Annotated in this window: 20 protein-coding genes; 6 read left to right on the forward strand and 14 right to left on the reverse strand. The window is 63.6% G+C overall.

Translation table 11 applies throughout. From position 1 onward, the window contains the following. Positions 1–39 precede the first annotated feature (39 nt). Positions 40–912 (forward strand): GerMN domain-containing protein, encoded by an 873-nt coding sequence (locus tag AC5RU9_RS07280; protein ID WP_211712401.1) that lies wholly within the window; start codon positions 40–42, stop codon positions 910–912. A gap of 14 nt (positions 913–926) precedes the next feature. On the opposite strand, the gene AC5RU9_RS07285 is transcribed toward AC5RU9_RS07280, so the two are convergent. The 3 genes from AC5RU9_RS07285 to hrcA are packed head-to-tail and all read right to left on the reverse strand — an operon-like array spanning position 927 to position 3888. Further along, positions 927–1700, reverse strand: a complete 774-nt coding sequence (locus AC5RU9_RS07285; protein WP_494015902.1) for a 16S rRNA (uracil(1498)-N(3))-methyltransferase — start codon at positions 1698–1700, stop codon at positions 927–929. Between the two features lie 2 nt (positions 1701–1702). After that, complete coding sequence (gene dnaJ, locus AC5RU9_RS07290; protein WP_211712328.1) at positions 1703–2830, reverse strand: molecular chaperone DnaJ; 1128 nt, start codon at positions 2828–2830, stop codon at positions 1703–1705. 50 nt (positions 2831–2880) lie between these two features. Further along, positions 2881–3888, reverse strand: coding sequence for a heat-inducible transcriptional repressor HrcA (hrcA, locus tag AC5RU9_RS07295; protein ID WP_211712327.1), 1008 nt, complete (start codon positions 3886–3888; stop codon positions 2881–2883). Between the two features lie 229 nt (positions 3889–4117). Between hrcA and AC5RU9_RS07300 the strand changes: the two genes are divergently transcribed. Continuing rightward, the gene (locus AC5RU9_RS07300) at positions 4118–4969 is read left to right on the forward strand and encodes a DUF3097 domain-containing protein (RefSeq protein WP_494015903.1); all 852 of its coding nucleotides are present in this window, start codon (positions 4118–4120) and stop codon (positions 4967–4969) included. A 121-nt stretch (positions 4970–5090) separates the two neighbouring features. Beyond that, on the forward strand, positions 5091–5504 hold the full coding sequence (locus tag AC5RU9_RS07305; RefSeq protein WP_211712325.1) for a DUF4870 domain-containing protein: 414 nt from the start codon (positions 5091–5093) through the stop codon (positions 5502–5504). Between the two features lie 44 nt (positions 5505–5548). On the opposite strand, the gene hemW is transcribed toward AC5RU9_RS07305, so the two are convergent. Then, the gene (gene hemW / locus AC5RU9_RS07310; RefSeq protein WP_494015904.1) at positions 5549–6778 is read right to left on the reverse strand and encodes a radical SAM family heme chaperone HemW; all 1230 of its coding nucleotides are present in this window, start codon (positions 6776–6778) and stop codon (positions 5549–5551) included. Next, complete coding sequence (lepA, locus tag AC5RU9_RS07315; protein ID WP_211712323.1) at positions 6779–8632, reverse strand: translation elongation factor 4; 1854 nt, start codon at positions 8630–8632, stop codon at positions 6779–6781. A gap of 157 nt (positions 8633–8789) precedes the next feature. Between lepA and AC5RU9_RS07320 the strand changes: the two genes are divergently transcribed. Then, entirely contained in the window at positions 8790–9317 is a 528-nt protein-coding gene (locus tag AC5RU9_RS07320; protein ID WP_494015905.1) for a type II toxin-antitoxin system PemK/MazF family toxin, read from the forward strand. Positions 9318–9485: 168 nt separating this feature from the next. After that, on the forward strand, positions 9486–9746 hold the full coding sequence (rpsT, locus tag AC5RU9_RS07325) for a 30S ribosomal protein S20 (RefSeq protein WP_011774926.1): 261 nt from the start codon (positions 9486–9488) through the stop codon (positions 9744–9746). A 122-nt stretch (positions 9747–9868) separates the two neighbouring features. Here the strand turns inward: rpsT and holA are convergent, their stop codons facing one another. From holA to AC5RU9_RS07370, 9 genes are all read right to left on the reverse strand, one after another. Next, a complete protein-coding gene (gene holA, locus AC5RU9_RS07330) occupies positions 9869–10885 on the reverse strand; it encodes a DNA polymerase III subunit delta (protein ID WP_494015906.1) in 1017 nt (338 codons plus the stop codon). Positions 10886–10973: 88 nt separating this feature from the next. Beyond that, complete coding sequence (locus tag AC5RU9_RS07335; RefSeq protein ID WP_494015907.1) at positions 10974–12680, reverse strand: sigma-70 family RNA polymerase sigma factor; 1707 nt, start codon at positions 12678–12680, stop codon at positions 10974–10976. Between the two features lie 180 nt (positions 12681–12860). Then, entirely contained in the window at positions 12861–14444 is a 1584-nt protein-coding gene (locus AC5RU9_RS07340; RefSeq protein WP_494015908.1) for a ComEC/Rec2 family competence protein, read from the reverse strand. After that, positions 14437–15300 carry a ComEA family DNA-binding protein gene (locus AC5RU9_RS07345; protein WP_494015909.1) on the reverse strand — a complete coding sequence of 288 codons (864 nt, stop codon included), beginning with the start codon at positions 15298–15300 and terminating at the stop codon, positions 14437–14439. The genes AC5RU9_RS07340 and AC5RU9_RS07345 overlap by 8 nt, the downstream gene beginning before the upstream one ends. Positions 15301–15375: 75 nt before the next feature. After that, positions 15376–16410 carry a DegV family protein gene (locus tag AC5RU9_RS07350; RefSeq protein ID WP_494015910.1) on the reverse strand — a complete coding sequence of 345 codons (1035 nt, stop codon included), beginning with the start codon at positions 16408–16410 and terminating at the stop codon, positions 15376–15378. 8 nt (positions 16411–16418) lie between these two features. Then, positions 16419–18947, reverse strand: a complete 2529-nt coding sequence (leuS, locus tag AC5RU9_RS07355; protein ID WP_494015911.1) for a leucine--tRNA ligase — start codon at positions 18945–18947, stop codon at positions 16419–16421. Positions 18948–19238: 291 nt separating this feature from the next. Beyond that, positions 19239–20753 carry a glycerol kinase GlpK gene (gene glpK, locus AC5RU9_RS07360; RefSeq protein WP_494015912.1) on the reverse strand — a complete coding sequence of 505 codons (1515 nt, stop codon included), beginning with the start codon at positions 20751–20753 and terminating at the stop codon, positions 19239–19241. Between the two features lie 73 nt (positions 20754–20826). Further along, the gene (locus tag AC5RU9_RS07365; protein ID WP_494015913.1) at positions 20827–21579 is read right to left on the reverse strand and encodes an MIP/aquaporin family protein; all 753 of its coding nucleotides are present in this window, start codon (positions 21577–21579) and stop codon (positions 20827–20829) included. Positions 21580–21747: 168 nt separating this feature from the next. Continuing rightward, positions 21748–23532 carry a glycerol-3-phosphate dehydrogenase/oxidase gene (locus AC5RU9_RS07370; RefSeq protein ID WP_494015914.1) on the reverse strand — a complete coding sequence of 595 codons (1785 nt, stop codon included), beginning with the start codon at positions 23530–23532 and terminating at the stop codon, positions 21748–21750. Positions 23533–23654: 122 nt separating this feature from the next. Between AC5RU9_RS07370 and AC5RU9_RS07375 the strand changes: the two genes are divergently transcribed. Further along, positions 23655–24617 (forward strand): sugar-binding transcriptional regulator, encoded by a 963-nt coding sequence (locus AC5RU9_RS07375; protein ID WP_494015915.1) that lies wholly within the window; start codon positions 23655–23657, stop codon positions 24615–24617. Positions 24618–24619 lie beyond the last annotated feature (2 nt).

A 24619-nucleotide genomic window follows, 5' to 3' on the forward strand; every position in this document is an offset into this window, starting at 1 on the left:
GCACGCAAGCGGAAGAAGTCCGCTCTTGCCGTGCCCGCAATGGTGTCTGTCCTGCTGCTGACAGGATGCATCGCAGACGGGGCGGGAAGCCAGGTTTCGTCCAGCTCGCCTTCACTGTCCGTGCAGGAGGCCCCTGCAAGCAATGCTCCCCTGGAGACGACGCAGGCTTCCACGAAAATTCCGGTTTACTGGATCGGCCGCAGCAAGGACGAGGTCTACCTGTACCGCGAGTTCAGGGACATCGACGGTGACGACAACCCCGTGACCACCGCCCTGCGGATCATGATGGCGGAAAAACCACTGGACCATGATTTCTTCACGCCGTGGCAGCAACCAAGCAGCCTCGCTACATCCATTTCCGGCAAGAACGTCATTACGGTGGACATCTCCCGTGACGCCTTCAATTCGAACCTCGACGCTGTCATGGCGCAACGGGCAGTTCAGCAGCTGGTCTACACGGCCACTGCCGCCGCTTCGTCGTCCGGCCTGATCAATTCCGGCCAGCAGATCCAGGTGGTCATCCTGGTGGATGGCCACCCCGACTACATGGCATTCGGACAAGTGAAGCTGGGACAACCGATGGCGCGCGACGCCTCACTGGTGGCACCGCTGTGGATCATCGATCCACAGGAGGATGTCACCCTGCCGCCGGGCGCGGTGAAGTTCAATGGCCGCAGCACCGACAGTTCCAAACCCATCGCCTGGCAGATCTTGAGGGACAACGGCAAGGGCGAAAAAACGGGCTTGCTCAACGGCCAGGCCAAGCCCACGGGCGAGCCGGGCCAGTACGGCGTCTTTACTTTCGGCGCAACGTTGAAGGCCGGCAAGTACGAGCTGCGGGTGTCTCAGGTGGATGCCGCCGGCAACGTCATCGACTCCAGTACCGACACGCGGCTGTTCAGCGTCGGCTAATACTCGACAGCGTCCTACCAGCGACCCAGGACGTCACTGGCGAGAACGACGGCGGCTGGTCCCGCCGTCGACGACCGCAGGACATGGTGCCCCAACAGTGCCGTAACGGCCCCGGCGTCACTGAGCCGGGTGACCTCACGCGGTGAGATTCCGCCCTCAGGACCAACGATCAGGAGGACCTCACGGGGTCGGCCTTGGTCCGGACCTTGCGGCATGCCCGATTCCTCCAGGACGGTCCGCAAGGGGTTCTTGGCGTCCTCGTGAAGGATGATGGCCAGGTCCGCGGCGGCGACGGATTTCGCCAATGCCGCAGTATCCACGACCGGGCGGACCTCGGGGATGTGCGACCTTCGGGCCTGCTTCGCGGCGGCGGCAACCACCGACTGCCATTTGGCGTGGGCCTTGGCGGCCCGATCACCCTTCCAACGGACAATAGAGCGTTCGGACTGCCACGGGACCACTGCGTCGATGCCGAGTTCAGTGGCCGTTTCGGCGGCAAGTTCGTCACGGTCCCCTTTGGCCAGCGCCTGGACGAGGACCAGGCGAATGGCTGGTTGCTCCTCGAAGACCACGTCCGAGGCAGTCACGGCCAAGGTGCCCGAACCAACCTCGGAGACCGTGCCCGTCAACCGGGCGCCGGCGCCATCGGCGATGTCCACCTGTTCGCCTACGGCCAAGCGTTTGACGGTGACCGCGTGGCGCGCCTCCGGACCCTCCAGGACGAAGACAGAACCGGGTCCCAGGTGGCTGAGGTTGCCGGCCTGGGTGAAGAAGACGGGGTTGCTCACCGCTACAGGTTACCGAGCTTGTCCCGCAGTTTGGCGAACATGCCACCGCTGGCAACGAGCTTTCCCTCGGTGAACTGTTCTCCACGCAGTTTGGCGAGCTGTTGGAGCAGCTCTTCCTGGGCGGCATCGAGCTTTGTCGGCGTCTCCACGTGCAGGTGCACCTTGAGGTCGCCTCGGCCGTAGCCGCGAAGGTGGGTCACGCCCAGGCCGCGAAGGGTGATGATTTCGCCCGACTGGGTTCCGGCCTTGACGTCGATGTCCTGCGCGCCGTCGAAGGTGTCCAGCTGGAGTTCGGTGCCCAAGGCAGCGGCTGTCATCGGCACGCTCAGGGTGGCGTGCAGGTCGTCGCCTTCGCGCATGAACATGGAATCGTTGTTGACGCGGATTTCGACGTAGAGGTCGCCGGCAGGACCGCCCGCGGGACCGGCTTCGCCTTGGCCGGACAACTGGATCCTGGTGCCGGTGGCTACACCGGCAGGAACCTTGATGGTGAGGGAACGACGGCTGCGGATGCGGCCCTGGCCGCTGCATTCGTTGCAGGGATCCTTGATGACCGTGCCGAAGCCCTCGCAGGAGCCACACGGTGCCGTGGTCATGACCTGGCCGAGGATGGACCGGACAGCCCGCTGGACCTGGCCGCTGCCACCGCAGATGTCACAGCGTTCAGGATGGGTACCGGGGCGGCAGCAGCTGCCATCACAGGTGGGGCAAACCACGGCCGTGTCGACTTCGAGCTTCTTGTTGACGCCGAATACTGCGTCCTTGAGGTCGATGCGTACGCTGATCAGGGCGTCCTGGCCACGCCGGACCCGGGAGGCCGGCCCGCCATGGCCGCCACCGCCGCCAAAGAAGGTGTCGAAAATGTCCTGGAAGGCGAAGCCCTGGCCGGAATAGCCGCCGCCGAAGCCGTTTTCGGTTCCGTTTTCATTGCCGGTGGCGTCGTAGACACGGCGCTTCTGCGGGTCCGACAACACCTCGTAGGCGTGGGTCACTGCCTTGAACTGCTCCGCGACATCTTCTCCGGGGTTGACGTCCGGGTGAAGTTTCCGCGCCAACTTGCGGTACGCCTTTTTGATCTCTTCCCCGGTGGCTTCCGGCGAGACTCCCAAAACGTCATAGTGGCTGCTCAAAGTCGGTATCTCTTCCTTGTTGTACTGCGGATGTTTCCTCGGGCCGGCGTTCAGCCGCCGAGAATGCGGGAAAGGTATCTGGCCACGGCCCGGACTGCTGCCATGGTGGTGGGATAGTCCATGCGGGTGGGGCCAAGGATCCCAACCTTGGCTCCGGAGCCGTAACCGGTGGCCACGACGGAAGCCTCAGCCAAACCGTCGTACGGGTTCTCCCGGCCAATGCTCACTGTCACGCCGCGCGGATCATCGCCCATATCGGACAACAACCGGAGCATGACGACTTGTTCCTCAAGGGCTTCCAGCACCGGGCCGATGCTCAAGGGGAAATCAACATTGGAGCGGGCCAGGTTGGCGGTGCCCGCCATCAAAATGCGCTCTTCGCGGCTGTTGTCGCTCAGTGACTGCAGGCCGTGGGCGAGGGTCTGTGCCAGGCCGCGGAGCTCGGGTGGGCAGAGAGCTACAACCGATGGCAGCACCTGTGGGAGGAGGTCCAGTTGCGTTCCGGCGATACTGCCGAGGAAACGCGACCTCAGTAGCATCAATGCCTCGTTGGCAACATCGGATCCGGCATCAATGACCTTCTGGCCTACGCTGCCAGTGTCCGCGATGAGGACGACGAGGACCTGTTTGGGTGCCAGCAACACGAACTCGACGTGGCGGACGACCGCCCGGCTGGAGTGCGGGTACTGCACGACGGCGACCTGGTTGGTCAGCTGGGAAAGGAGCCTTACGGTCCGCTCCAGGATGTCATCCACATCATCCGGACCCTCCAGGAGGGAATGGATGGCCCGGCGTTCCGCCGCGGAGAGTGGCTTGACCTGGGAAATGCGGTCCACGAACAGGCGGTAGCCCTTGTCCGTGGGAATGCGACCTGCGCTGGTGTGGGGCGCTGCGATGAGGCCCTCTTCTTCCAGGACAGCCATGTCATTGCGGATGGTGGCACTCGAAACACCGAGGTGGTGGCGCTCAACTAGGGCCTTGGATCCAACAGGTTCCCGGGAATGCACGTAGTCTTCAACGATGGCACGCAGCACTTCCAACTTGCGTGGCTCACTCATTGCTCCACCTCCTGACGACTTCCGTGGTCATGGCGACCGGTCACTGCGGCACGCCCAACAGGCCTCCGCACTTAGCACTCAACATGCCCAAGTGCTAACAAGTCTATTATGGGCCACCCCGTTGCTAGCATTGAAAACGCCCGCATTCAGCTTCCAGCGTGCAGGCTCGGCAGCTTCGCAGCCAAACGGCTCCCCACCCATCCAAGTACTCAAAGGTAGGAAATATCCCTTGGCTTTCGACAACTGGGGTCCACAGGATCTGTCCGCCCCCGCCAAACGCCAACTGCCCGAGGTAGCGGTGCAGCGGGGAATGGTCCTCGAAGACGTCCAGTCCGGCTGGGTGGGCGAAGTGACCCGGGTCGAGAAGACCGGCGGCATGCACATCGTGTCCCTTGAGGACAGGCGTGGAAAGTCCAAATCGTTCCAGTTGGGATACGGCTTCCTGCTTGAAGGCCAGCCCATCCGACTGATGCCTCCAGCAGCCCGGCAGCCGGCGTCGGCCGTCCAACCGGGCCGAACAGCCTCCGGATCCGTGCGGGTCCGAGGCCAGCGCGCACAGGTGGCCAAAGCCAGCCGCATCTGGGTGGAAGGAAAGCACGACGCCGAACTCGTCGAGAAGGTCTGGGGTGACGATCTTCGGGTGGAGGGGATCGTCGTTGAACCATTGCATGGCGTGGACGACCTCGCGTCAGCCATTGCGGACTTCAACCCCGGCCCGGACCGTCGGCTCGGGATCCTGGTGGACCACCTCGTTGAGGGGTCGAAAGAATCCCGCATCGCCGCCGAGGCCATGGCATGTCCGGGGGCCGCGGGAAACGTCCTCATTGTGGGACATCCTTACGTGGATGTGTGGCAGGCCATCAGGCCCAAGGTCCTGGGCATCGAGAAGTGGCCCACGGTTCCGCGCGGCATGGATTGGAAGACGGGCATCCTCCGTGCCTTCGGCTGGCCCCATGAGACCGCCGAGGACGTCGGATTGGGCTGGCAAAGGCTGCTCGGGGCCGTACGGAGCTACGCGGACCTTGAAGCATCCCTGCTGGGCCGCGTTGAGGAAGTCATCGACTTCCTGACAGTCCCGTGAAGCACCGTCCCTGAATCAGTGCAACCGGAGTGCCACCGGGGAGTTGGTCCGTAGAAGCGGGCTGGTGCCGGTATTCTGGGACAGCAACACCGCAGCATCTTTACAGCAAAGGGAAGACACCGTGGCAGAGAACGCTCCTGAAGAACCGGGCAGCGCCGCAGGGCGGCCCCAGTACCATGGCGCGCCAGCCAATGCACTGCCCCTGACGGCCGGCGAAGACCGGCAATGGGCCACACTGGCGCACTTTGGCGGCATCCTTGGCTGCCTGCCTTCCCTGCTGATCTACCTGATCTTCCGGGACCGGGGACCCTTCACGGCACAGGAGTCCAAGGAAGCGCTGAACTTCACGCTTCCCCCGACCATCGCAGCGGTCCTGGCCAACATCCTCGTCCTGCTTCCGGTCGTGGGCAACGTCTTCGCCGTCATCGCGACCGGCATCTGGGTAGCACTCACGTGCTTCTCCGTCTCCGCGGGAATCCGCGTGAACCACGGCCAGCCGCACCGCTACAAACTCAACTTGCGCTGGATCAAGTAGCCGCCTGACGGGGGCAGACTCTGCCCCCGACCGTGCCGTGAGGCTCAGTCCGGGAGGATCCTGCGGACCACTGCGTCTGCCAGCAAGCGACCCTTTAGTGTCAGGACCAAGCGGCCCTTGAAGGCTTGGACCGGGTCCACCAATCCGTCCGCGATCAAACCTGCCATGGCGTGCCGGCCCACTGCGTCCATGGCATCCACTGCCAGGCCTGAGCCCAGGCGGGCCTCGAGCATGATGCGTTCAACCTCGCGCGTTTCAGTATCCAGCGTTTCCCGGCCTGCCGCAGGCGAGCTTCCCGCTCCCAGCCGTGATGCGTAAGCAGTGGGGTGCTTGACGTTCCACCAGCGCACACCACCTACGTGGGAATGCGCTCCGGGGCCCACGCCCCACCAGTCATCTCCACGCCAGTAGGCGAGGTTGTGTCGGCATGCCTGCTCTGGGGTGCGGGCCCAGTTGCTGACCTCGTACCAGCCCATTCCCGCCGCCGAGATGAGTTCATCGGCGAGTTCGTATTTCGCGGCATGGTCGTCGTCGTCGATGCCGGGCACCTCGCCGCGCCGGATCTGGGCAGCAAGCTTGGTGCCGTCCTCAACGATCAAGGCGTAGGCGCTGATATGGTCCGGGGCATACGACAAGGCCGTTTCGAGGGAAACCCTCCAGTCCTCCATGGACTCCCCCGGGGTCCCATAAATGAGGTCCAGGCTGACGGCGAGTCCAACGTCGCGGGCCCACTGCACCACCAAGGGAACGCGGCTGGGCGTGTGTGTGCGGTCCAGCACTTTCAGGACATGCGGAACCGCGGACTGCATGCCGAAAGACACCCGGGTGAATCCGGCGTCTGCCAGCAGCCTCAACGATTCGGGCGTGACGGAATCAGGATTGGCTTCGGTGGTCACTTCCGCACCGGGCTCCAGCCCCCACATCCCCACGGCGGCGCGCAGGATCCTTGCCAGGTCTTCGGCCGGAAGCAAGGTGGGAGTACCGCCGCCGAAGAAGACGGTACTCAGGGGGCGCGCAGGAAGCGACGAGGACTCGAGCGCCGAAGCGGCAAAGTCGAGCTCCGAAATGGCGGTACTGGCATAAGCGTCCTGTGAGGCGCCACCGCCCAGTTCCGTCGCGGTGTAGGTATTGAAATCGCAATAGCCGCAACGCACGGCACAAAAAGGGATATGGACGTACAGCCCGAACTTACGGTGCTCGACGCCCGCCAGCACCTGCGGAGGCAGAATGCCATCCGCAGGTGCTGGATCGCCCAAAGGAAGGACGCTGGGCATCTACTTCTTGGCCTTGTCCTTGGACTCGTCGGTGGTCAGGGCGGCGATGAACGCCTCCTGGGGCACCTCCACGCGGCCCACCATCTTCATGCGCTTCTTGCCTTCCTTCTGCTTCTCCAGCAGTTTGCGCTTACGGGTGATGTCACCGCCGTAGCACTTGGCAAGGACGTCCTTGCGGATGGCCCTGATGCTCTCACGGGCAATGATGCGCGATCCGATGGCTGCCTGGATGGGCACTTCAAACTGCTGGCGCGGGATGAGTTCGCGGAGCTTTCCCGTCATCATCACGCCATAGGCGTACGCCTTGTCACGGTGTGTGATGGCGCTGAACGCATCCACTTGCTCGCCCTGGAGCAGGATGTCGACCTTCACGAGATCGGCGACTTGCTCGCCGTCGGCCTTCCAGTCCAGCGAAGCGTAGCCCCGGGTCTTGGACTTCAGGAGGTCGAAGAAGTCGAACACGATTTCAGCCAGCGGGATCCAGTAACGGAGCTCCACGCGGTCCTCGGACAGGTAGTCCATGCCCTTCATCTGTCCACGACGGCTCTGGCACAGTTCCATGATGGAGCCGACAAACTCGTTCGGCGCAAGGATGGTGGCCGAAACCATTGGTTCGCGGACCTCGGAAATTTTTCCGGTGGGGTACTCACTGGGGTTCGTCACGTGGACAATTTTCTTGTCCTCGAGCGTTACTTCATATTCCACGTTTGGGGCGGTGGAAATGAGGTCCAGGTTGTACTCGCGCTCAAGGCGCTCCCGGGTGATTTCCAGGTGGAGCAGTCCGAGGAAGCCAACGCGGAACCCGAAGCCCAGCGCAGCCGACGTCTCAGGCTCGTAGACGAGTGCGGCGTCGTTGAGCATCAGCTTTTCGAGGGCATCGCGAAGCACCGGATAATCGGTGCCGTCCAGCGGGTAGAGCCCGGAGAACACCATGGGTTTCGCGTCCGCGTAACCGCTCAGGGACTCCGAAGCAGGTTTGGCCAAATTGGTGACAGTATCGCCAACCTTGGACTGGCGGACGTCCTTCACACCAGTGATCAGGTAGCCCACTTCACCCACGCCTAGACCCTTGGAGGGAGTTGGCTCCGGGGAACTCACGCCGATCTCCAGGAGCTCGTGCGTGGCTCGGGTGGACATCATCTGGATACGCTCACGTGGGTGCAACATGCCATCAACCACCCGGACGTAGGTCACTACGCCCCGGTAGGTGTCGTACACGGAGTCGAAAATCATGGCACGGGCCGGTGCGTCCGGGTCACCCACGGGTGCCGGAAGGTCCCGGACAATTTTGTCCAGCAGTGCCTCTACGCCCACGCCCGTCTTTCCGGAAACCTTGAGGACATCCTCCGGGTCGCCGCCAATCAGGTTTGCCAGCTCAGCAGCGTACTTCTCCGGCTGCGCCGCCGGGAGGTCGATCTTGTTCAGCACAGGGATGATGGTGAGGTTGTTTTCCATCGCCAGGTACAGGTTAGCCAGGGTCTGCGCCTCGATGCCCTGTGCCGCGTCGACCAGGAGAACCGCGCCTTCACATGCGGCCAGGGAACGCGAAACCTCGTAGGTGAAGTCCACGTGGCCGGGGGTATCGATCATGTTCAGGGCGTAGCTGGTGCCATCGAGCTCCCAAGGCATGCGTACAGCCTGGGACTTGATGGTGATGCCACGCTCACGTTCGATGTCCATACGGTCCAGATACTGGGCCTTCATGTCGCGTTGTTGAACGACGCCGGTGTACTGCAGCATGCGGTCGGCCAGGGTGGACTTACCGTGGTCGATATGGGCAATGATGCAGAAGTTCCGGATGATGGCCGGATCTGTTGCGGCGGGCACCGGTGCGGTGCGGGCCATGGGAGACACGCAGGATCCTTACTGTCGATACTCACACGGCAATTCCACGAACTGGGCATAGGCCAGCCGGAACGCGCCGCGCATCTGATCCTCCAGTCTCCCACGAACCAGCGGTTCACCGTACATTGACCGCATCGATGAGTACCGGCAGTTGTAGCGTTGTCACATGGCTATCGACTTGCGCCCCCTGGGCAAACTCATCCTGCGATCGCTCAGGTCATTGGGAGGCAGCAACACCAAACCAGCCACCCGCCCGGGCGCAGCAAAGACGCAAACCCATGCTGGCGGCGTCGGCGGCTCCTACCCCGGCGACTTTCGCGGGCCGCTCCGGCCCAAGTACTCCCCCAAGCCGGATGGGCAGCCGGACCCTGGTGAGATCGTATGGGGATGGGTGCCCTACGAAGAGGACTACAGCCGGGGGAAGGACCGCCCCGTGCTGCTTGTGGGCGATGACGGCAGGTGGCTCCTGGGCCTCATGCTGACGTCAAAGGACCACGACCACGGCGCCCGCGCCGGCGAGTACATCGACATCGGCGCCGGGGCTTGGGACCGCCAGGGGCGACCGAGCGAAGTCAAAGTGGACCGTGTGATCCGGCTTGACCCGGGGTCCATCCGCCGGGAGGGCGCCGTGCTGGAAAAGGCCCTGTTCAACGAGGTGTCCCGGGCGCTCCGCACGCAGCACGGCGCGCGTTGAGTTCAAAGTCGCCGTCCGGGCCAGCCTTCTGCTATTCTTTATAGCTGTGTGTTCGTGCAGGTCGACGGCCACACATGGTTGGCTGCCATAGGCATCCCCACGCCGCTCAGTCGATGGCCAACCTGAAAACCCTCTAGACCATTTCCGCATTAAAAAGAGAGTTCATACGTGGCTAATATCAAGTCCCAGAAGAAGCGCATCCTCACCAACGAGAAGGCTCGCCTGCGCAACAACGCAGTCAAGTCCGAGCTGAAGACTGCCATCCGCGCCGTCAACACCGCCGTTGAGTCTGCTGACAAGGATGCTGCTGGAACTGCACTTGTTGCTGCCAGCCGCAAGCTGGACAAGGCTGTCAGCAAGGGCGTTATTCACAAGAACAACGCTGCAAACCGCAAGTCGGCGATCTCCAAGAAGGTCAACGCACTCTAAGGTTTTTCCAGTTCGACTGAGCTGATCAAAAGGCCGGCGCCCATAGGGTGCCGGCCTTTGGGTTTAAGCGGCATCGGGCAAAGCGCCAGGGGTGGTGTCGTGCCACGAGCCGTGCGGCCTGGTCAGCGTCGACTGGCCGACGTGGCGATCACCGTCACCGCGTGTTCCACGGCATATACGGGATCACGGGATAGCCCTTTAACCTGTGCGTCGGCTTCCGCGATCACCTGAATAGACCGGATGAGACCCTCAGGGGTCCATCGCCGGACGTCCCGTTGAGCCTGCTCCACGAGCCAGGGCTGCATTCCCAAATTCCTGGCGATGGTGGCCGAAGAGCCATTGGCCCCGGCCACCTTGGCCAGGGTACGCAACTTTGCCGCGAGGGCTGCCACCAAGGGAACAGGATCCACTCCTGTAGCCAAGGCGTGCCGAAGCGTTGACAATGCCACCGGACCATTTCCGGCCATGGCCGCGTCGGCAACCTTGAAGGCAGTGGCCTCCACCCTTCCGCCGTAATATCGCTCAACAGTTGCTGCATCCACGGCAGTGGTGGCATCGGCAATCAGCTGGCTGCAGGCTGCGGCGAGTTCGGAAAGGTTGGCGCCCACTGCGTTGACCAGGGCCTGGACAGCTTCGCCCTCGATGCGCCGGCCCCCGGCCTTGAATTCAGAGACCACAAAGGCGGTCTTGTCGGCATCCTTCTTGAGTGGCTGGCAGTCCACCACCGGCCACCCAGCCGATTTGACGGCGTCGAGCAGTTTCTTGCCACGAACGCCGCCCCCGTGCCTGAGGACCAGCACGACGTCCTGGTCCGGGTTCCGCAGATATGCCAGGCCATCGGCGAGGAAGGCGTCGTTCATCGCTTCCAGGCCCTCAATTTCAATGAGCTTGCCTTCACCGAACAGTGACGGGGTAACAGTCATTGCCAACGAACCAGCCTCATAGGAGCCAGCGTTGAGCCGGCTCAACTCCACGTCCGGCGTAGCCGTCCGCACGTGGGACCGGATGCGGTCCATGGCACGAATGCCCAGATACTCCTCGGGGCCCGTGACCAAAACCACGGACGCCGGAGTTACCTCACGCCAGCTGACGTTGTTGGCCGCGGCAGTTTTGGCCCGGTTGTTTTGGGCAGCAGCCACTGGTGGTTCCTTCCGGACGTTTCCTTGCAAGGTTCAAGTCTGCCATGCCCAAAGGGAGGCTGGCGTCAGGATTTCACCAAGGCATTGTTCAGAAGGTGTTCGAAAAGGCTGTGGTGCCGATACCCGTACCGCTGATCTGATATTCGAGGGTTGTGTTTTCAGTCGGACCTTTCCGGGTGACCCCGAGGGCGAACTCGAGTGCCTTCGGGTTTACTGTGGTGCTGACGCAATGAAACTGCCTGGTCGCGGCAGGGTCCTTGGTGCAACTCCAACCGTCGGGAACAACGAGCTTTCCTGGAATCATGTCGGAGCCTTCGGACACAGTGAAGACCGCTTCCGCTTCGCTGGGAGTGGCCCCGCCAAGATCGAAGGTGATGAACGCGTTGACATCGGAGGCTGTTGTGCCGGCTTCGGTCCTGAAGGTGGCATTTACCTCCGGTTCCGGCTGCGGTGTGGCCGTAACCGACGGTAGCGGCGGGGCGGACGGGCCCGGCGTTGGTGCTTGGGTTGGAAGCAAGGGCGGCAAGGAACCAGGGTCTCCCGGAACGGTGGGTGGCAGCGGAAGCACGGGAACTCCTGGCGAGGCCGAGGGGACGGGCAAGGCAGCCGGCGGCCGCTCCACATCCGGAAGCAACGGGAGCGCCTTGGGGCTCCCGGCATTTGTACTGCCAGCAGAGGGCTTACCGGGGAGAGCCGGCACCACTTCCTGGTCCTGTTTCCCAGGATCGGAGCCGTCCTCGACGACGGCGGGAACTGTTTCCGGAGTCGCTGTGGGCCTGGCTAAGGGGGCAGTAGCAACGGGCGTGGGGCTCGACGCCGCTGCTGGTCCTTCCACCGGTAGCGATCCCGTCACTCCCATCGCCACTGCCGCGCCCACCACCACCGCTGCGCCCGTGAGCACACCGACGCCAATCTTCCACGTCAATGACAATTGCTTGGACGCAGCGTGGGAACCCCGGCCCACAGCCGTGGCTCCGGATCCTGAGAGAGCCGGAACCGCCGAAGTGAACGTGACACCGGTAATCAGGGGGAAGAGGACCGCACGCATTGCTGATTGGACATCGTTGAGGTCCAGCAACAAAGCCGTGCATCGGGCGCATTCATCCAAATGCGCCTGCACCCGGTCATGAGATCGTCGGCGCAGCCCATTGCGGGCATACACGCCGAGCTGCGATGAGTACTCTTCGCAGTCCTGTCCCACGGAAGAACTGACATGCTGCTGCAGGTAGACCTGCCGTAGGCGTTCCCGGGCCCGCAACGCCAGGGAGGATACCCCGTTGGGGCTCAGTCCAAGCATCACCGAAGCCGCTGCCGGCTTCATCCCTTCAATATCCACATACCAAAGGACCGCCTGCCAGCGTTCGGGAAGGGCCTTAAAGGCCCGGGCGACCGCTGCGGACTCGAACTCAGCCATGACCGGGTCCTGATGGACCTCCACGGAATCGAGCACGTGGGGCTCGTCCGTGGGCCGGGTGCGGGACGCAGCCTGGTTGGCCTTGAACGAGATGCGCTTCACGGTGGTCAGCAAGTACGCCCGGAAGAACGTATCCGGTCCTTTCCCTGAGGTCAGGGACTGAAATACGGAGGCGAAGGCGTCAGAAACAACGTCGTCGACATCCGCCCGGTTATCGGTCTGATTCGCTGCGATGTGGCGGGCGATGCCGCGGTGCCGCTCGAACAGGGCATCAAAAGCAGCAGTATCACCGGAGCGCACCCGTGCCACCAGGTCAGCGTCGCTGTCATCCAGGCCGACTCCGCCGCCGCCCTCACTGTCAGCTGGAACTGTCCCGTCCATACCGACCCCCGGTTCGGACGCGGATCATCCAGCGGATAAGCCTGATCATCGCTGGCCCAGGCTTATAAGGCCGCGCTGCTGCAGCCCCTTCGCAGTCGCCGCATCCAGGCCCTGCGCTCCACACGGCCAGCCTACGACCACAAAGCGAATTAATACATCGCGACCCATAGGAGGGCGCGCTTATCTTCCCCTGCGCGATGCCCATCGTTCCAGGCGCATCACCACTTCCCCGTGGAGGGCCATGACGAGCCGCAGCAGACCCGTCGGGTGCAGCATCATCCACGCCACCGTGACCGTAACCACTGAGAAAATCACCATGGCAATCACACCTGCCGGGCCCTCAGCCCAAGGCAGCGCTGCGCCCGGCAGCCCGGCAAAAAACCTGGCCACAGCTGCTACCGCCCCGGCGCAGTGCCCCGCGATTGCCAGCGGCAGCACCGCCAACCATGGGGCGACAGCCGACAACGGCACCGCAATGGTCCCCAGAATCGTCACAGGAGCCACCAGCGGGCCTGCCACGACGTTCGCGACCAGCGAGTACAGGGTGAACTGGGGCTGCAGCGCAGCAATGACGGGGCCACACAGCAACTGCGCCGATAACGGCACCGCAACACCCGCAGCCAGCCACCGGGGCACCGGGGTTGGTATCCAGGAGCCGATACGGCTGGCCAACAAAACAATCCCCAAGGTGGCAAGCACAGACAAGAGAAACCCCACATCGCTTGCCAGCGAGGGGTCCAGTATCAGAAGTGTGGAACTGGCAAGGCAGAGAAAAGTCAAAGCCCGCCCCCTCAGCCCACCCACCAGGGCTGTCACCCCCACACAGCCCATCACCGCCGCGCGCAGCACGCTTGGGTCCGGGCCCACCAACACCACGAACGCCAGGAGGCCGCCGGAGCCACATGCGGCAGCAAGGGGACGTGACAACCGGAAGCGCCTTGCCAACAGAACGAAACCGCCCAGCACCAGACTGCAGTTCGCGCCGGACACGGCCGTCAGGTGGGTCATGCCCGTGGTTTTCATGTCGATGCCGAGGCTTTCCGGCAGGGCGCTCGTGTCGCCGGTGACCATGCCGGGCAACAATCCGGCGGCGTCCGGGGGTAGCCAGCCGGATGCTTTGACGAATTGCTTCCGCAAGTCCCCCGCTACACCCCGCACATCGAAATCAGCCCCCATGAAGACGGGAGCAGATGCCGCAGAGAGCAATCCCGCTTGCGGTTGGCCTGTCCGCACGTCCTTGAGCGAGCCGGTTGTCCTGACCCGGTCCCCCGCCCGCACGTTTTGCCAGCGATGGTCACCCACAACCACCACATCGGCCTCCCCGCGCACCTTGGCGCCCGAGTACGTGGCGTCGATCAGTCGCGCATCGACGGTCCACCGGTCCTCCGTGGACTTTCCCGGGGCAGGAGCTTTGGCAGGGATGCCAGTAATGAGCAAATGGGCGACGACCCCGTTCCCTGACTCAATGGCCGGTGCGAGCGGGCCGTGTTCCTGCTTGGCGGCGGTCACGACGCAGTGGACCGCAATAGCTGCCCCCACGACGCAGGCCAGGGCAAGGGTGGCAGTCATGGTTCGTTTTGACCTTTGCGACTGGTATCGCCCTCCGACCAGCAACCCTCCCCCGGCCAGGAGCAGCCCGAACGCCAGGACTGCGCAGCCTGCCCCGCCCAATATCCCCCCGGCCAGCGCAGCAGCCCATGAAACCAGGACCGTGGGTACGAGCCTCAGGTCCAGGCGGCGCGGCGCAGCTCCCGCCTCAACCACTGTCCACCGCCACGAGGTCCTTCAACGCCTCCATCAGCTTGGGGCCGATCCCATCAATGGCGTCGAGTTCATCCACCGAGGCGAACGGACCGTGTTCCTTCCGCCAATCGACGATGCGCTGAGCCATCACCGGCCCAACCCGTGGCAGCGTTCCGAGTTCTTCGACTGACGCCGTATTGATGTTGACCTTGGCAGTCGCTCCCCCAGTTGTCCCCGCTGGAGTGCTTGCGGAGCCGGAACCGGACCCGCCAGTACCTTCGGCCAGCGCAGGTTGCGAGGGCTCCCCGACCGCCGGCACACGGATCTTGATGCCGTCCTTGAGGACTTCCGCCAGGTTCAGGCCGCCGAGGTCGGCGTTCGGCGATGCTCCGCCTGCAGCCTCGATGGCTTGGAAGACCCGGCTGCCTGTCGGCAACGTGACTACGCCTGGGGCCTTCACGGCACCGGCTACGTGGACAAGCACGGTCCCGGCCCCGCCAGGGGTATCAGGGCCAGTGGTATCAGGGGGCTGTAATGGTTCGGCTCCGTCATCCTCGGAACCGGGTTCGGCACTGATGTCAAAGGAACTCGACGGGCTAAGGGGAACTGCTGTTGGGGCCGCCGCCAGGGACATCCACCATTGAATGGCGATGAAGACAACAACCACCAATGCCAGAAGGGCCGCGACCCGCCAGGGTGTCCGCCACCGGAGGCGGGCCGCACCCGCCGGTTCAGGGCCTGCCGCGTCCTGGTACCCGTTGCCCAAAAGCTCCAGCAAGGGTGGCGCCGTGGAGCCGGTAGACAATCGGTCCGCGAAACGCTGCCGGACTGCCTGCGCTGCGGCATCCGGTGACGCGTCCTGGCTCCAGCGTGGCATGAATCGAGCCTAAGGCGGGGCTTGAGGAACAGAACCTGGCGAACTGTCCTATGTGGAAAACGCGAATGGTAGGGGTCAGTCCGTCGGCGTGCTGCTCTCCCCCACGATGACAGCGAGGACGCCCAAGCCCGCATGGGCGGCCAGGACCGCAGGCAGCGCACTGATTTGCGGCGCGGGGCAGTCCGGGCATTTTTCGTTCAACCGGGCAGCCAGGGCTTCGGCCTCAATTTGATTGCCGAAGTGGTGAACCGCCAAGCGCTGCTGGCCTGCCGGCCTGGATGCGACATCGGCGGCGACGATTTCCTCGAGACGGGCTATGGCGCGCACAGCGGAACGCACCTTTTCGAGCGGGACTATTTTGCCGCCGTCGACGGCCAATATCGGCTTGATGGCAAGGACGGTTCCAAGCAGCGACGCCGCGGCGCCAATACGTCCGCCACGCCGCAGCTGCTCCAGGCTGGGGACATAGAAGTAAACCTTGGTCCGCTCCATGCGCCGCTCCGCGAAACCGCGCACTTCTGCTGCTTCGCGCCCGTCGGCTGCTGCCACGACGGCGCTTTGGACGCCCATGCCCTGTGCCATGCCGACCGTGCGCGAGTCCACCACTTCCACGGGAATGGTGACCCGGGCTGCAGCCAGCCGGGCCGCATCGGCGGTTCCGGACAGCTCTGAGGAGATATGGATGGACACCACGGCCTGGAAACCCCGGCGCTGGGCAAGAAGGTAGGCCTGTTCAAATTGTCCGGGAGATGGCCTGGAGGTCTTGACCGAGGCCCCTGACGCCAAAGCAAGCGATAACGTTTGCGTGATGTCGTCTTCGCCCTCACCGTAGATCTCGTTCCCCACCATCACTGGCATGGGGACTACGGCCAAGCGCCCGTCGGCAGTGAAAGCAGACACCCAGTCCGTTGGAAGTGCCGCCGCGGAATCCGTGACAACGGCGGTCTTAACGACGGCGGCCAGCGGCTCGCCGGGAGCAGGAACCGGAGCTGTGGGTTGCCGAAGGCGTGCCACTCTTTCCTTGAGCCACATCCATGCGGGTGGTTCTCGCTCAGGCACGCAACCTCCAAAGATGATGGCTGGCCGCCGGCACGATGCCGGCGGCCGCACAATCCCTGCTAGGCAGGAACGATGTTCACCAGTTTAGGGGCCCGCACGATCACGGTGCGGATGCCGCGGCCGTCCAGGGCACGCTGAACATTTTCGGAAGCCAGCGCGAGCTCCCGAAGGGCGTCCTCGGTGATGTCCGGAGAGACGTCCAAGCGGTCGCGCACCTTGCCCTGGACCTGGACCACGGCGGTGACCGTGTCCTGAACCAGCAGTGCCTCGTCGTGCTTCGGCCAGCCGGCGTTTGCAACGGAGGCCGGGTGGCCAAGGGTGTTCCAGAGGTCTTCAGCGGTGTACGGAGCGAACAGGCTCAGGATGACGGCAACTGCCTCCACCGCCTCACGGACGGCAGGATCCGCAGCGCCGGCACCCGAATCGATGGTCTTGCGGGTAGCGTTGACCAGCTCCATGAGGCGGGCCACCACCACATTGAACTTGTTGTTGTCCAACAGTTCGGCGGCGTCGGCGATGGTTTTGTGGGTCACCGTACGCAGTGCGCGGTCGCCGCTGGCCGGGTCAACGCCAGGCTCGCTGCTGACATCCTGGCCGAGGCGCCATGCGCGGGCCAGGAACTTTGCAGAACCCGACGGCGAAACGTCCGCCCAGTCGACGTCGTCTTCCGGAGGGGAAGCGAAGACCATGGTGAGGCGGACGGCATCGACGCCGAACTTGTCCAACTGCTCGCCCAGGTCCACGCCGTTGCCGAGAGACTTGCTCATGGCTTTGCCGCCGTTGAGCACCTGGCCCTGGTTGAGCAGGGCGGAGAACGGCTCGTTGGCTTCGATCAGTCCGATGTCCTTGATGACCTTGGTGAAGAAGCGTGCGTAGAGCAGGTGGAGGATGGCGTGCTCCACACCGCCGACGTACTGGCCCACCGGCATCCAGTTGTTGATCTTTTCGGGATCAAACGGGCCCTCGGTGTAGTCAGGCGACACGAATCGCAGGAAGTACCAGGACGAGTCCACGAAGGTATCCATGGTGTCGGTGTCACGCTGCGCGGCACGGCCACAGTTGGGGCAGTCCACGTTGACCCACTCGACGGCGGCGGCCAACGGTGAGGTGCCCTTGGGCGACAGTGCTTCGCCGCGCAGGTTGTCGGGCAGCCTGACCGGCAGCTGGTCATCGGGAACGGGAACTTCGCCGCATTCACCGCAGTGGATGATGGGGATGGGGGTACCCCAGAAGCGCTGGCGGCTCAGCAGCCAGTCGCGCAGCCTGAAGTTGACGAATTTCTCGCCGGTTCCGAGTTTCTCGAGGATCTCGATCGCCGCCGGAATGGCTTCGGACTTGGACAGGCCGTCCAGCTCGCCGGAGTTCTTGAGGGTGCCTTCCCCCGCAGTCGCTACGCCGGTCTCCGAGGGGTCCTCGTCACCGGTGTCCAGGACGGCCCGGACAGGCAGGTTGAAGGCCTTCGCGAAGTCGAGGTCGCGCTGGTCGTGCGCAGGCACGGCCATGATGGCTCCCGTGCCGTAGTCGGCCAGGACGTAGTCCGCGGCCCATACCGGGAGCTTCTCGCCGTTGAGCGGGTTGATGGCGTAGCGGCCCGTGAAGACGCCGGTCTTCTCGCGCTCGGTGGACTGCCGCTCAATTTCGGACAGCGCCTTGACCTTTTCGCGGTAGGCCATGAGTTCGTCGTGCTGTTCCGGCGTCACCAGGTCCAATGCCAGATGCGCGTCAGCAGCGACAACGAAGAACGTAGCACCGTAGAGGGTGTCCGGACGAGTGGTGAATACGGTGACTTCACGCTCGGCACGGTCTTCAGTGGCTTCGATGACGAACCGGACATGCGCGCCTTCTGAGCGTCCAATCCAGTTGCGCTGCATGGCCAGGACACGTTCGGGCCAGTGACCCTGCAGTTGGTCCATGTCCTGGAGCAGGCGGTCAGCGTAATCGGTGATCTTGAAGTACCACTGGTTCAGGGACTTCTTGGTGACGGGCGTGCCGCAGCGTTCGCAGGCGCCGTTGACAACCTGCTCGTTTGCGAGGACGGTGAGGTCCTTCGGGCACCAGTTGACGGGCGAGTCCTTGCGGTATGCCAGGCCACGCTCGTAGAACCGCTTGAACAGCCACTGCGTCCAGCGGTAGTACTCGGGGTCGGAGGTGTGGAGGCGGCGTGACCAGTCGGCGGAGATGGCGTAACGCTTGAACGACGCCGCCTGGGTGTCGATGTTCGCGTAGGTCCACTCGCTGGGGTGCGCGTTGCGCTTGATGGCAGCGTTCTCGGCGGGCAGTCCGAACGAGTCCCAACCGATGGGGTGCAGGACGTCGAAGCCCTTTTGGCGCAGGTAGCGTGCCACGACGTCGCCCATGGCGAACGCCTCGGCGTGGCCCATGTGAAGGTCGCCGGAAGGGTAGGGGAACATGTCCAGCACGTAGCGGCGTTCCCGCGAGCCGTCGTCGGCCGGCGTGAAGACTTTGAGGTCTTCCCAGACCTGCGGCCACTTGGCTTCCATCGCAGCGAAGCTGTAGACGCCTTCTTCAGGCGCTTCGGCTGCGGCTGTCTGTGCTGTTCCGGTCTCTGTCTCCGGCTGAACGCTCACTGCTGCCCTCTTCTGTTCTTCGATGGCGGTTTTGCCTCCTGCTGCGGTCCCGGATAGCCCCGGACACACAAAAGCCCCTCAACAATGGAGGGGCGGCCGCACGGCTATTGAAGCCGGGCGGCTAGCTAAGCAGAAGGATCGCACGCATACCAATACCTTACCCCACCAAACCCATGGGCTGGGTGTAAGCCGGCCGGACGCCAAAAGAGGTTCCGGGGACTCCCCGCCATGGTGTGGCGGGCACCGCGAAGCGGGCGGGCGGGAGTCCCCGGAACCTCTGTCAGGAGAAGACTACTTAACGTCTTCGTCGACCCAGTCCATGGACTTGGTGACTGCCTTCATCCAGAGCCTCAACTGGCGCTCCTGCTCTTCAGCGGGCAGCTGCGGCTCCCAACGCTTGTCCTCGCCCCAGTTTGCGCTGAGCTCGCCGAGGTCGTTCCAGAAACCGACTGCCAGGCCGGCGGCGTAGGCGGCACCGAGGGCCGTTGTTTCTACGACCTTCGGACGGACCACGGGCACGCCGAGGATGTCTGCCTGGAACTGCATGAGGGCATCGTTGGCGACCATGCCGCCGTCGACCTTCAACTCGGTGAGCGGGACGCCCGAGTCTGCGTTGACGGCGTCGAGTACCTCGCGGGTCTGGAACGCTGTGGCTTCCAGTGCCGCGCGGGCGATGTGGCCCTTGTTGGCGAATCGTGTGAGTCCCACGATCGCGCCGCGTGCGTCTGCCCGCCAGTAGGGGGCGAACAGGCCGGAGAAGGCGGGGACGATGTACACGCCACCGTTGTCTTCCACGGCTGCGGCAAGTTCCTCGACCTCCGGGGCTGAACTGATCATGCCCAGGTTGTCGCGGAGCCACTGGATCAAGGAACCCGTGACGGCGATGGAGCCTTCCAGGGCGTAGTGCGGCTTGTTGTCGCCCAGCTTGTAGCCGAGGGTGGTGAGCAGGCCGTTCTTGGAGTGGACGATTTCTTCGCCGGTGTTGAAGATCAGGAAGCAACCGGTGCCGTAGGTGTTCTTCGCTTCGCCGGCCTGGAAGGCCGCCTGGCCGAAGGTTGCTGCCTGCTGGTCGCCGAGGATGCCCGCAACCGGGGTTTCGCGCAGAAGTTGCGAGGTGTGGACGTGCCCATAGACCTCGGAGGAGGACTTGATGGTGGGCATCATGGATGCCGGGACGCCGAAGATGTCCAGGATTTCCTGGTCCCACTGCAGTGTCTCGAGGTCCATGAACATGGTGCGTGAAGCGTTGGTGACGTCGGTGACGTGGACGCCGCCGTCGACGCCGCCGGTGAGGTTCCACAGAACCCAGGCGTCGGTGTTGCCGAAGAGGAGGTCGCCTGCTTCGGCACGTTCGCGGGCACCTTCGACATTGTCCAGGATCCATTTGATCTTGGTGCCGGAGAAGTAGGTGGCCAACGGCAGGCCGACCTTCTGTTTGAAGCGCTCCGGTCCCCCGTCCTTGCCGAGTTCGTCGACGATGGACTGGGTGCGCGTGTCTTGCCACACGATGGCGTTGTAAACCGGTTCGCCGGTGTTCTTGTCCCAGACCACGGCGGTTTCGCGCTGGTTGGTGATACCGACGGCGGCGATGTCGTGCCGTGTCAGGTTCGCCTTGGACAGCGCGGAGCCGATGACCTCGCGGGTGTTGTTCCAGATCTCGGCAGCGTTGTGCTCTACCCAGCCGGCCTGCGGGAAGATCTGTTCGTGTTCCATCTGGCCGGTGGACACGATGTTGCCCGAGTGGTCAAAGACGATGGCTCGGGAGCTGGTGGTGCCCTGGTCGATGGCGATGACGTATTGGTTCATGGTGACGTCCTTGTCTGTGTTGGTTTCTCAGTGGCGTTGTGAGGTGTGCGGAGTGTACGTAGCTGGGAAGCGCTTAGCCTGCCAGCGCGGGCATGATGTCCGGGACCCAGACGGCCACGAGCCCGGCAAGCGTGCCGCCGACCAGTGGACCAACAACGGGAATCCAGGAGTACGCCCAGTCGCTTGAACCCTTGCCCTTGATGGGCAGGACGGCGTGTGCGATGCGGGGGCCAAGGTCACGTGCAGGGTTGATGGCGTAACCGGTGGGACCACCGAGGGATACACCGATACCAACAACAAGCAGTGCTACGGCCAGCGGGCCGAGGCCGGAAGGAGTTCCGCCGAAGGTCAGGATGACGAAGACCAGGACGAACGTGCCGATGATTTCGGTGATGAGGTTCCAAGGGGTGGAGCGGATTGCCGGGCCGGTGGAGAAGGTTCCCAGCTTGTTCGCTGCCAGGGGCTCATCGTCGAAGTGCTGCTTGTAGGCGAGCCAGCAGACTACTGCGCCCAGGAACGCGCCCAGCAGTTCACCGCCGAAGTACGTCAGCGTGGACCCGAAAGTGACTGCAACGTCGGGGGCGTATTCTTTGCTGCCCTTGACCAACAGGCCCAGGGTGACGGCCGGGTTAAGGTGCGCGCCGGACTTAGCGGCCACGAAAACGCCCGCGAAGACCGCAATACCCCAGCCCCACGTCACCATCAAGAAACCACCGTTGTTGCCCTTGGTGCCTTTGAGCGCAACGTTTGCCACGACGCCGCAACCCAGCAGGGTCAGCATCATGGTTCCGAATACTTCGGAAAGGAAAACAATTCCAAGAGACATCTTTGACTCCTCATTTTTCTGTTGTCAGCCCCCTCGCGGGTGAAGAGGCCGTTGGGACGGTTCCGGTCTCTGGAACCGTCCCGGTGTGGTGGTCCCCTGGCGGGACCACCTACCCCATTCCGTCCCTGCCGCACGCTGGGACGGTCAAGCTGTTTCCGCTGCTTGCGCTCAGGCTACGAGACTGTGCACGTCAACCTTGTGGAACCGCTGCAGCACTTCCTGGGCGTGGCGGATTTCCGCTTCACGGGCAGCAGCGTCCCAACCAAGGGGCTCTGCCAGTGCAGCAGCGATCTCGTTGAGCAACTCCCCTGTTACCAGGCCCCGGAACGCGAGGGATGTCCGGCGGATCAGGACATCCACCAGGTGCCCGATCTGCTCGTGCTCGGCCATGAATGCCAGTTCGCGGACACTCAGTTCGCGGGTGGAACGCAACGGCGTGTCGTGTCCGGCTTTCAGGTAATCGATCACCGCGTCCGCCCGTGTTCCATACCGGGTTAACAGGACAGCTACGCGGTCAGCGTCCAGGCCCGGCCCCATGTGCTTCTTGATCCATTCCTGTTCGCCCTGCTCGGTGGCGGGGAACCCTGCACCGCCGCCGATGGCGAGTTTCGCCGTCGAGACCTTGCGTTCCATGCCGAGTTCGCGGAGGACGTCGTTGGTCATGTGCTCCGCAAGGGCGCGGAACGTGGTCCACTTTCCGCCGACCAGGCTGAGTACGACGGCGGCCTTACCGCCTGGCGTTGTGACGGCGTCGCTGCCGGTGCGGACGCTGCGTTCGATCCGGTAGTCGCGTGAGACGAATCCGGGCTGGGTTTCGTCGTGGCGGGGCAGCGGACGGACACCGGCGAAGCTGTACACGATCTGTTCGCGTTCCACCTTGATGGTGGGGAAGACGTGGCCGACGAGGTCGAAGAAGTAGTCAATTTCTTCTTCGGTGCACACGGCGTCCTCGGACATATCAGCGTCCACGTCCGTGGTGCCAACCAGCACACGGTCGCCCATGGGGTAGATCAGGACAATGCGGCCATCGGTGTGCTCGAAGAAGATCTCGCGGCCGTTGCAGGCGGCAAGAAGTTCCGGGTGGTCCAGGACAATGTGGGATCCCTTGGTGCCGCCCATGAATTTGCTGACGGCTCCCATGGCCTGGTTAGTGAGGTCCACCCAGGCGCCCGTGGTGTTGACGATGACGTCGGCCTGGAAGTCGAACTCCTTGCCCGTCAGCTCGTCACGGAGGCGCACTCCGTCCGCGCCCATGGAAACGAGCGAGACGTAGTTGCTGGCGCGGGCGCTTCCGCCGGGGAGTCCGCCGCCACGGCCGGCCTTTTCGCCATCCTGGAGGACGTCAAGGGTCAGGCGTTCAGGGTTGTGCACGGATGCGTCGAAATACGTTGCGGCGTACTTGATGCCGGAGTGCAGCTTGGGAAGCTCGGCGAGGGCCTTGGTGCGGCCACGGAACTGGTGCCGCGGAACACTTCCGCCGTCGCGGGAGAAGAAGTCGTACATGCTCAGGCCCACCTTGATGAGGAACGCCCCGCGCTCCTTGGGCTTGCCCTGCTTGTGGGTCAGGAAGCGCGTAGGGGCGGAGAGGATTCCGGAGAAGGTGCTGAAGATCGGGATGGTTGTCTGCAGCGGTTTGACGTAGTGCGGCGCGATCCGCAGGAGCCGGTTTCGCTCCACTACGGATTCCTGGACGAGGCGGAACTCGCCGTTTTCGAGGTAACGGATGCCACCGTGGATCATGTGGGACGAGGCACCGCTTGCCCCCTGGCAGTAGTCACCGCGCTCAACAAGTGCCACATCGACGCCCTGCAGGGCGAGGTCACGGAACGTTCCGACACCATTGATGCCACCGCCGATGATGAGTACCTTCGCCGAGGGCCGCTCCTGCAGTGCGACGACGGAGTCGCGCTGCTGTGCGTGCTGTGAGGTACCGGAAATCCTGTTGTGTCCCAAAACTGCTCCCTTGGGCTTGGTTCGTGCGCCGCGCCACTCGCTGCTGCACCGTTCACCACTAATCTTGCGAAGGTGGAAAATGGAGTCAAGCTATTTGCACAAACGTGCAGTAAGGAAATGAGATGGCACGATCACGTCACTCGGATGCGCTCCGGGCTGCACAAATGTATTACCTGCAGGACCTGACCATGGATGCGATTGCCCGCGAGCTGCGGACCTCCCGTTCCACGGTGTCCCGGCTGCTATCCTCGGCACGGGAAACGGGCTTGGTCCAGGTCCAGATCCGAAGCCCCTTCGACACCGGACCCGAGCTGGAAAGCCAGATCCGGAACCAATACGGAGTGGACGTCCACGTCGTCCCGGTGCTGGACACCCTCAATGAGGCCGAGACTTTGGACCGTGTAGCCATGCAGGCAGCACGAACTATTGGCCCCCTGGTGGACTCGAACGCCATCATCGGGGTGGCCTGGGGTGCAACCCTCAGCGCCGTCAGCCGCCACCTCACCCGCAAGGTGACGCACGACAGCATCGTGGTCCAACTGAACGGGGCCGGCAACATGCAAACCACAGGCATTACGTACGCCAGCGACATCATGCGCCGCTTCGGCAGCGCCTATGGAGCACGGGTGGAACAGTTCCCGGTCCCGGCGTTCTTTGATCACGCGTCCACCAAGACGGCAATGTGGAATGAACGCAGCGTTCAACGCATCCTCGACTTGCAGGCACGAATGAGCATTGCGATATTCGGCGTTGGCTCAGTCGATTCCGATTACCCCAGCCACGTCTACGCCGGCGGATACCTCGATGAACACGACCTCAGCATGCTGGCTGCCGACGACGTTGTAGGCGACGTCGCGACAGTGTTCTTCCGGAGCGACGGTTCCTCCGACGGAATCACCTTGAACGAAAGATCCACAGGGCCGGCCCACGAGCAGCTCCGTCAGGTCAGGCGCCGGATATGCGTCGTCTCCGGCGCTTCCAAGATCAACGGACTCCAGGGTGCCCTGGCGGCTGGACTGGCCACGGACCTTATTCTGGACGAGGCGTCCGCCCGACGCCTGGTGAGTTTCAACGGCCATGCCTGAAG

This window comes from Arthrobacter sp. B0316-5-4 (assembly GCF_059090325.1).

Coding starts and splice junctions, on each gene's coding strand:
- AC5RU9_RS07280 (WP_211712401.1), top strand. CDS start 40: ATGGTGTCTGTCCTGCTGCTGACAGGATGCATCGCAGACGGGGCGGGA.
- hrcA (WP_211712327.1), bottom strand. CDS start 3,888: ATGAGTGAGCCACGCAAGTTGGAAGTGCTGCGTGCCATCGTTGAAGAC.
- hemW (WP_494015904.1), bottom strand. CDS start 6,778: ATGCCCAGCGTCCTTCCTTTGGGCGATCCAGCACCTGCGGATGGCATT.
- AC5RU9_RS07320 (WP_494015905.1), top strand. CDS start 8,790: ATGGCTATCGACTTGCGCCCCCTGGGCAAACTCATCCTGCGATCGCTC.
- AC5RU9_RS07335 (WP_494015907.1), bottom strand. CDS start 12,680: ATGGACGGGACAGTTCCAGCTGACAGTGAGGGCGGCGGCGGAGTCGGC.
- AC5RU9_RS07345 (WP_494015909.1), bottom strand. CDS start 15,300: ATGCCACGCTGGAGCCAGGACGCGTCACCGGATGCCGCAGCGCAGGCA.
- glpK (WP_494015912.1), bottom strand. CDS start 20,753: ATGAACCAATACGTCATCGCCATCGACCAGGGCACCACCAGCTCCCGA.
- AC5RU9_RS07365 (WP_494015913.1), bottom strand. CDS start 21,579: ATGTCTCTTGGAATTGTTTTCCTTTCCGAAGTATTCGGAACCATGATG.
- AC5RU9_RS07375 (WP_494015915.1), top strand. CDS start 23,655: ATGGCACGATCACGTCACTCGGATGCGCTCCGGGCTGCACAAATGTAT.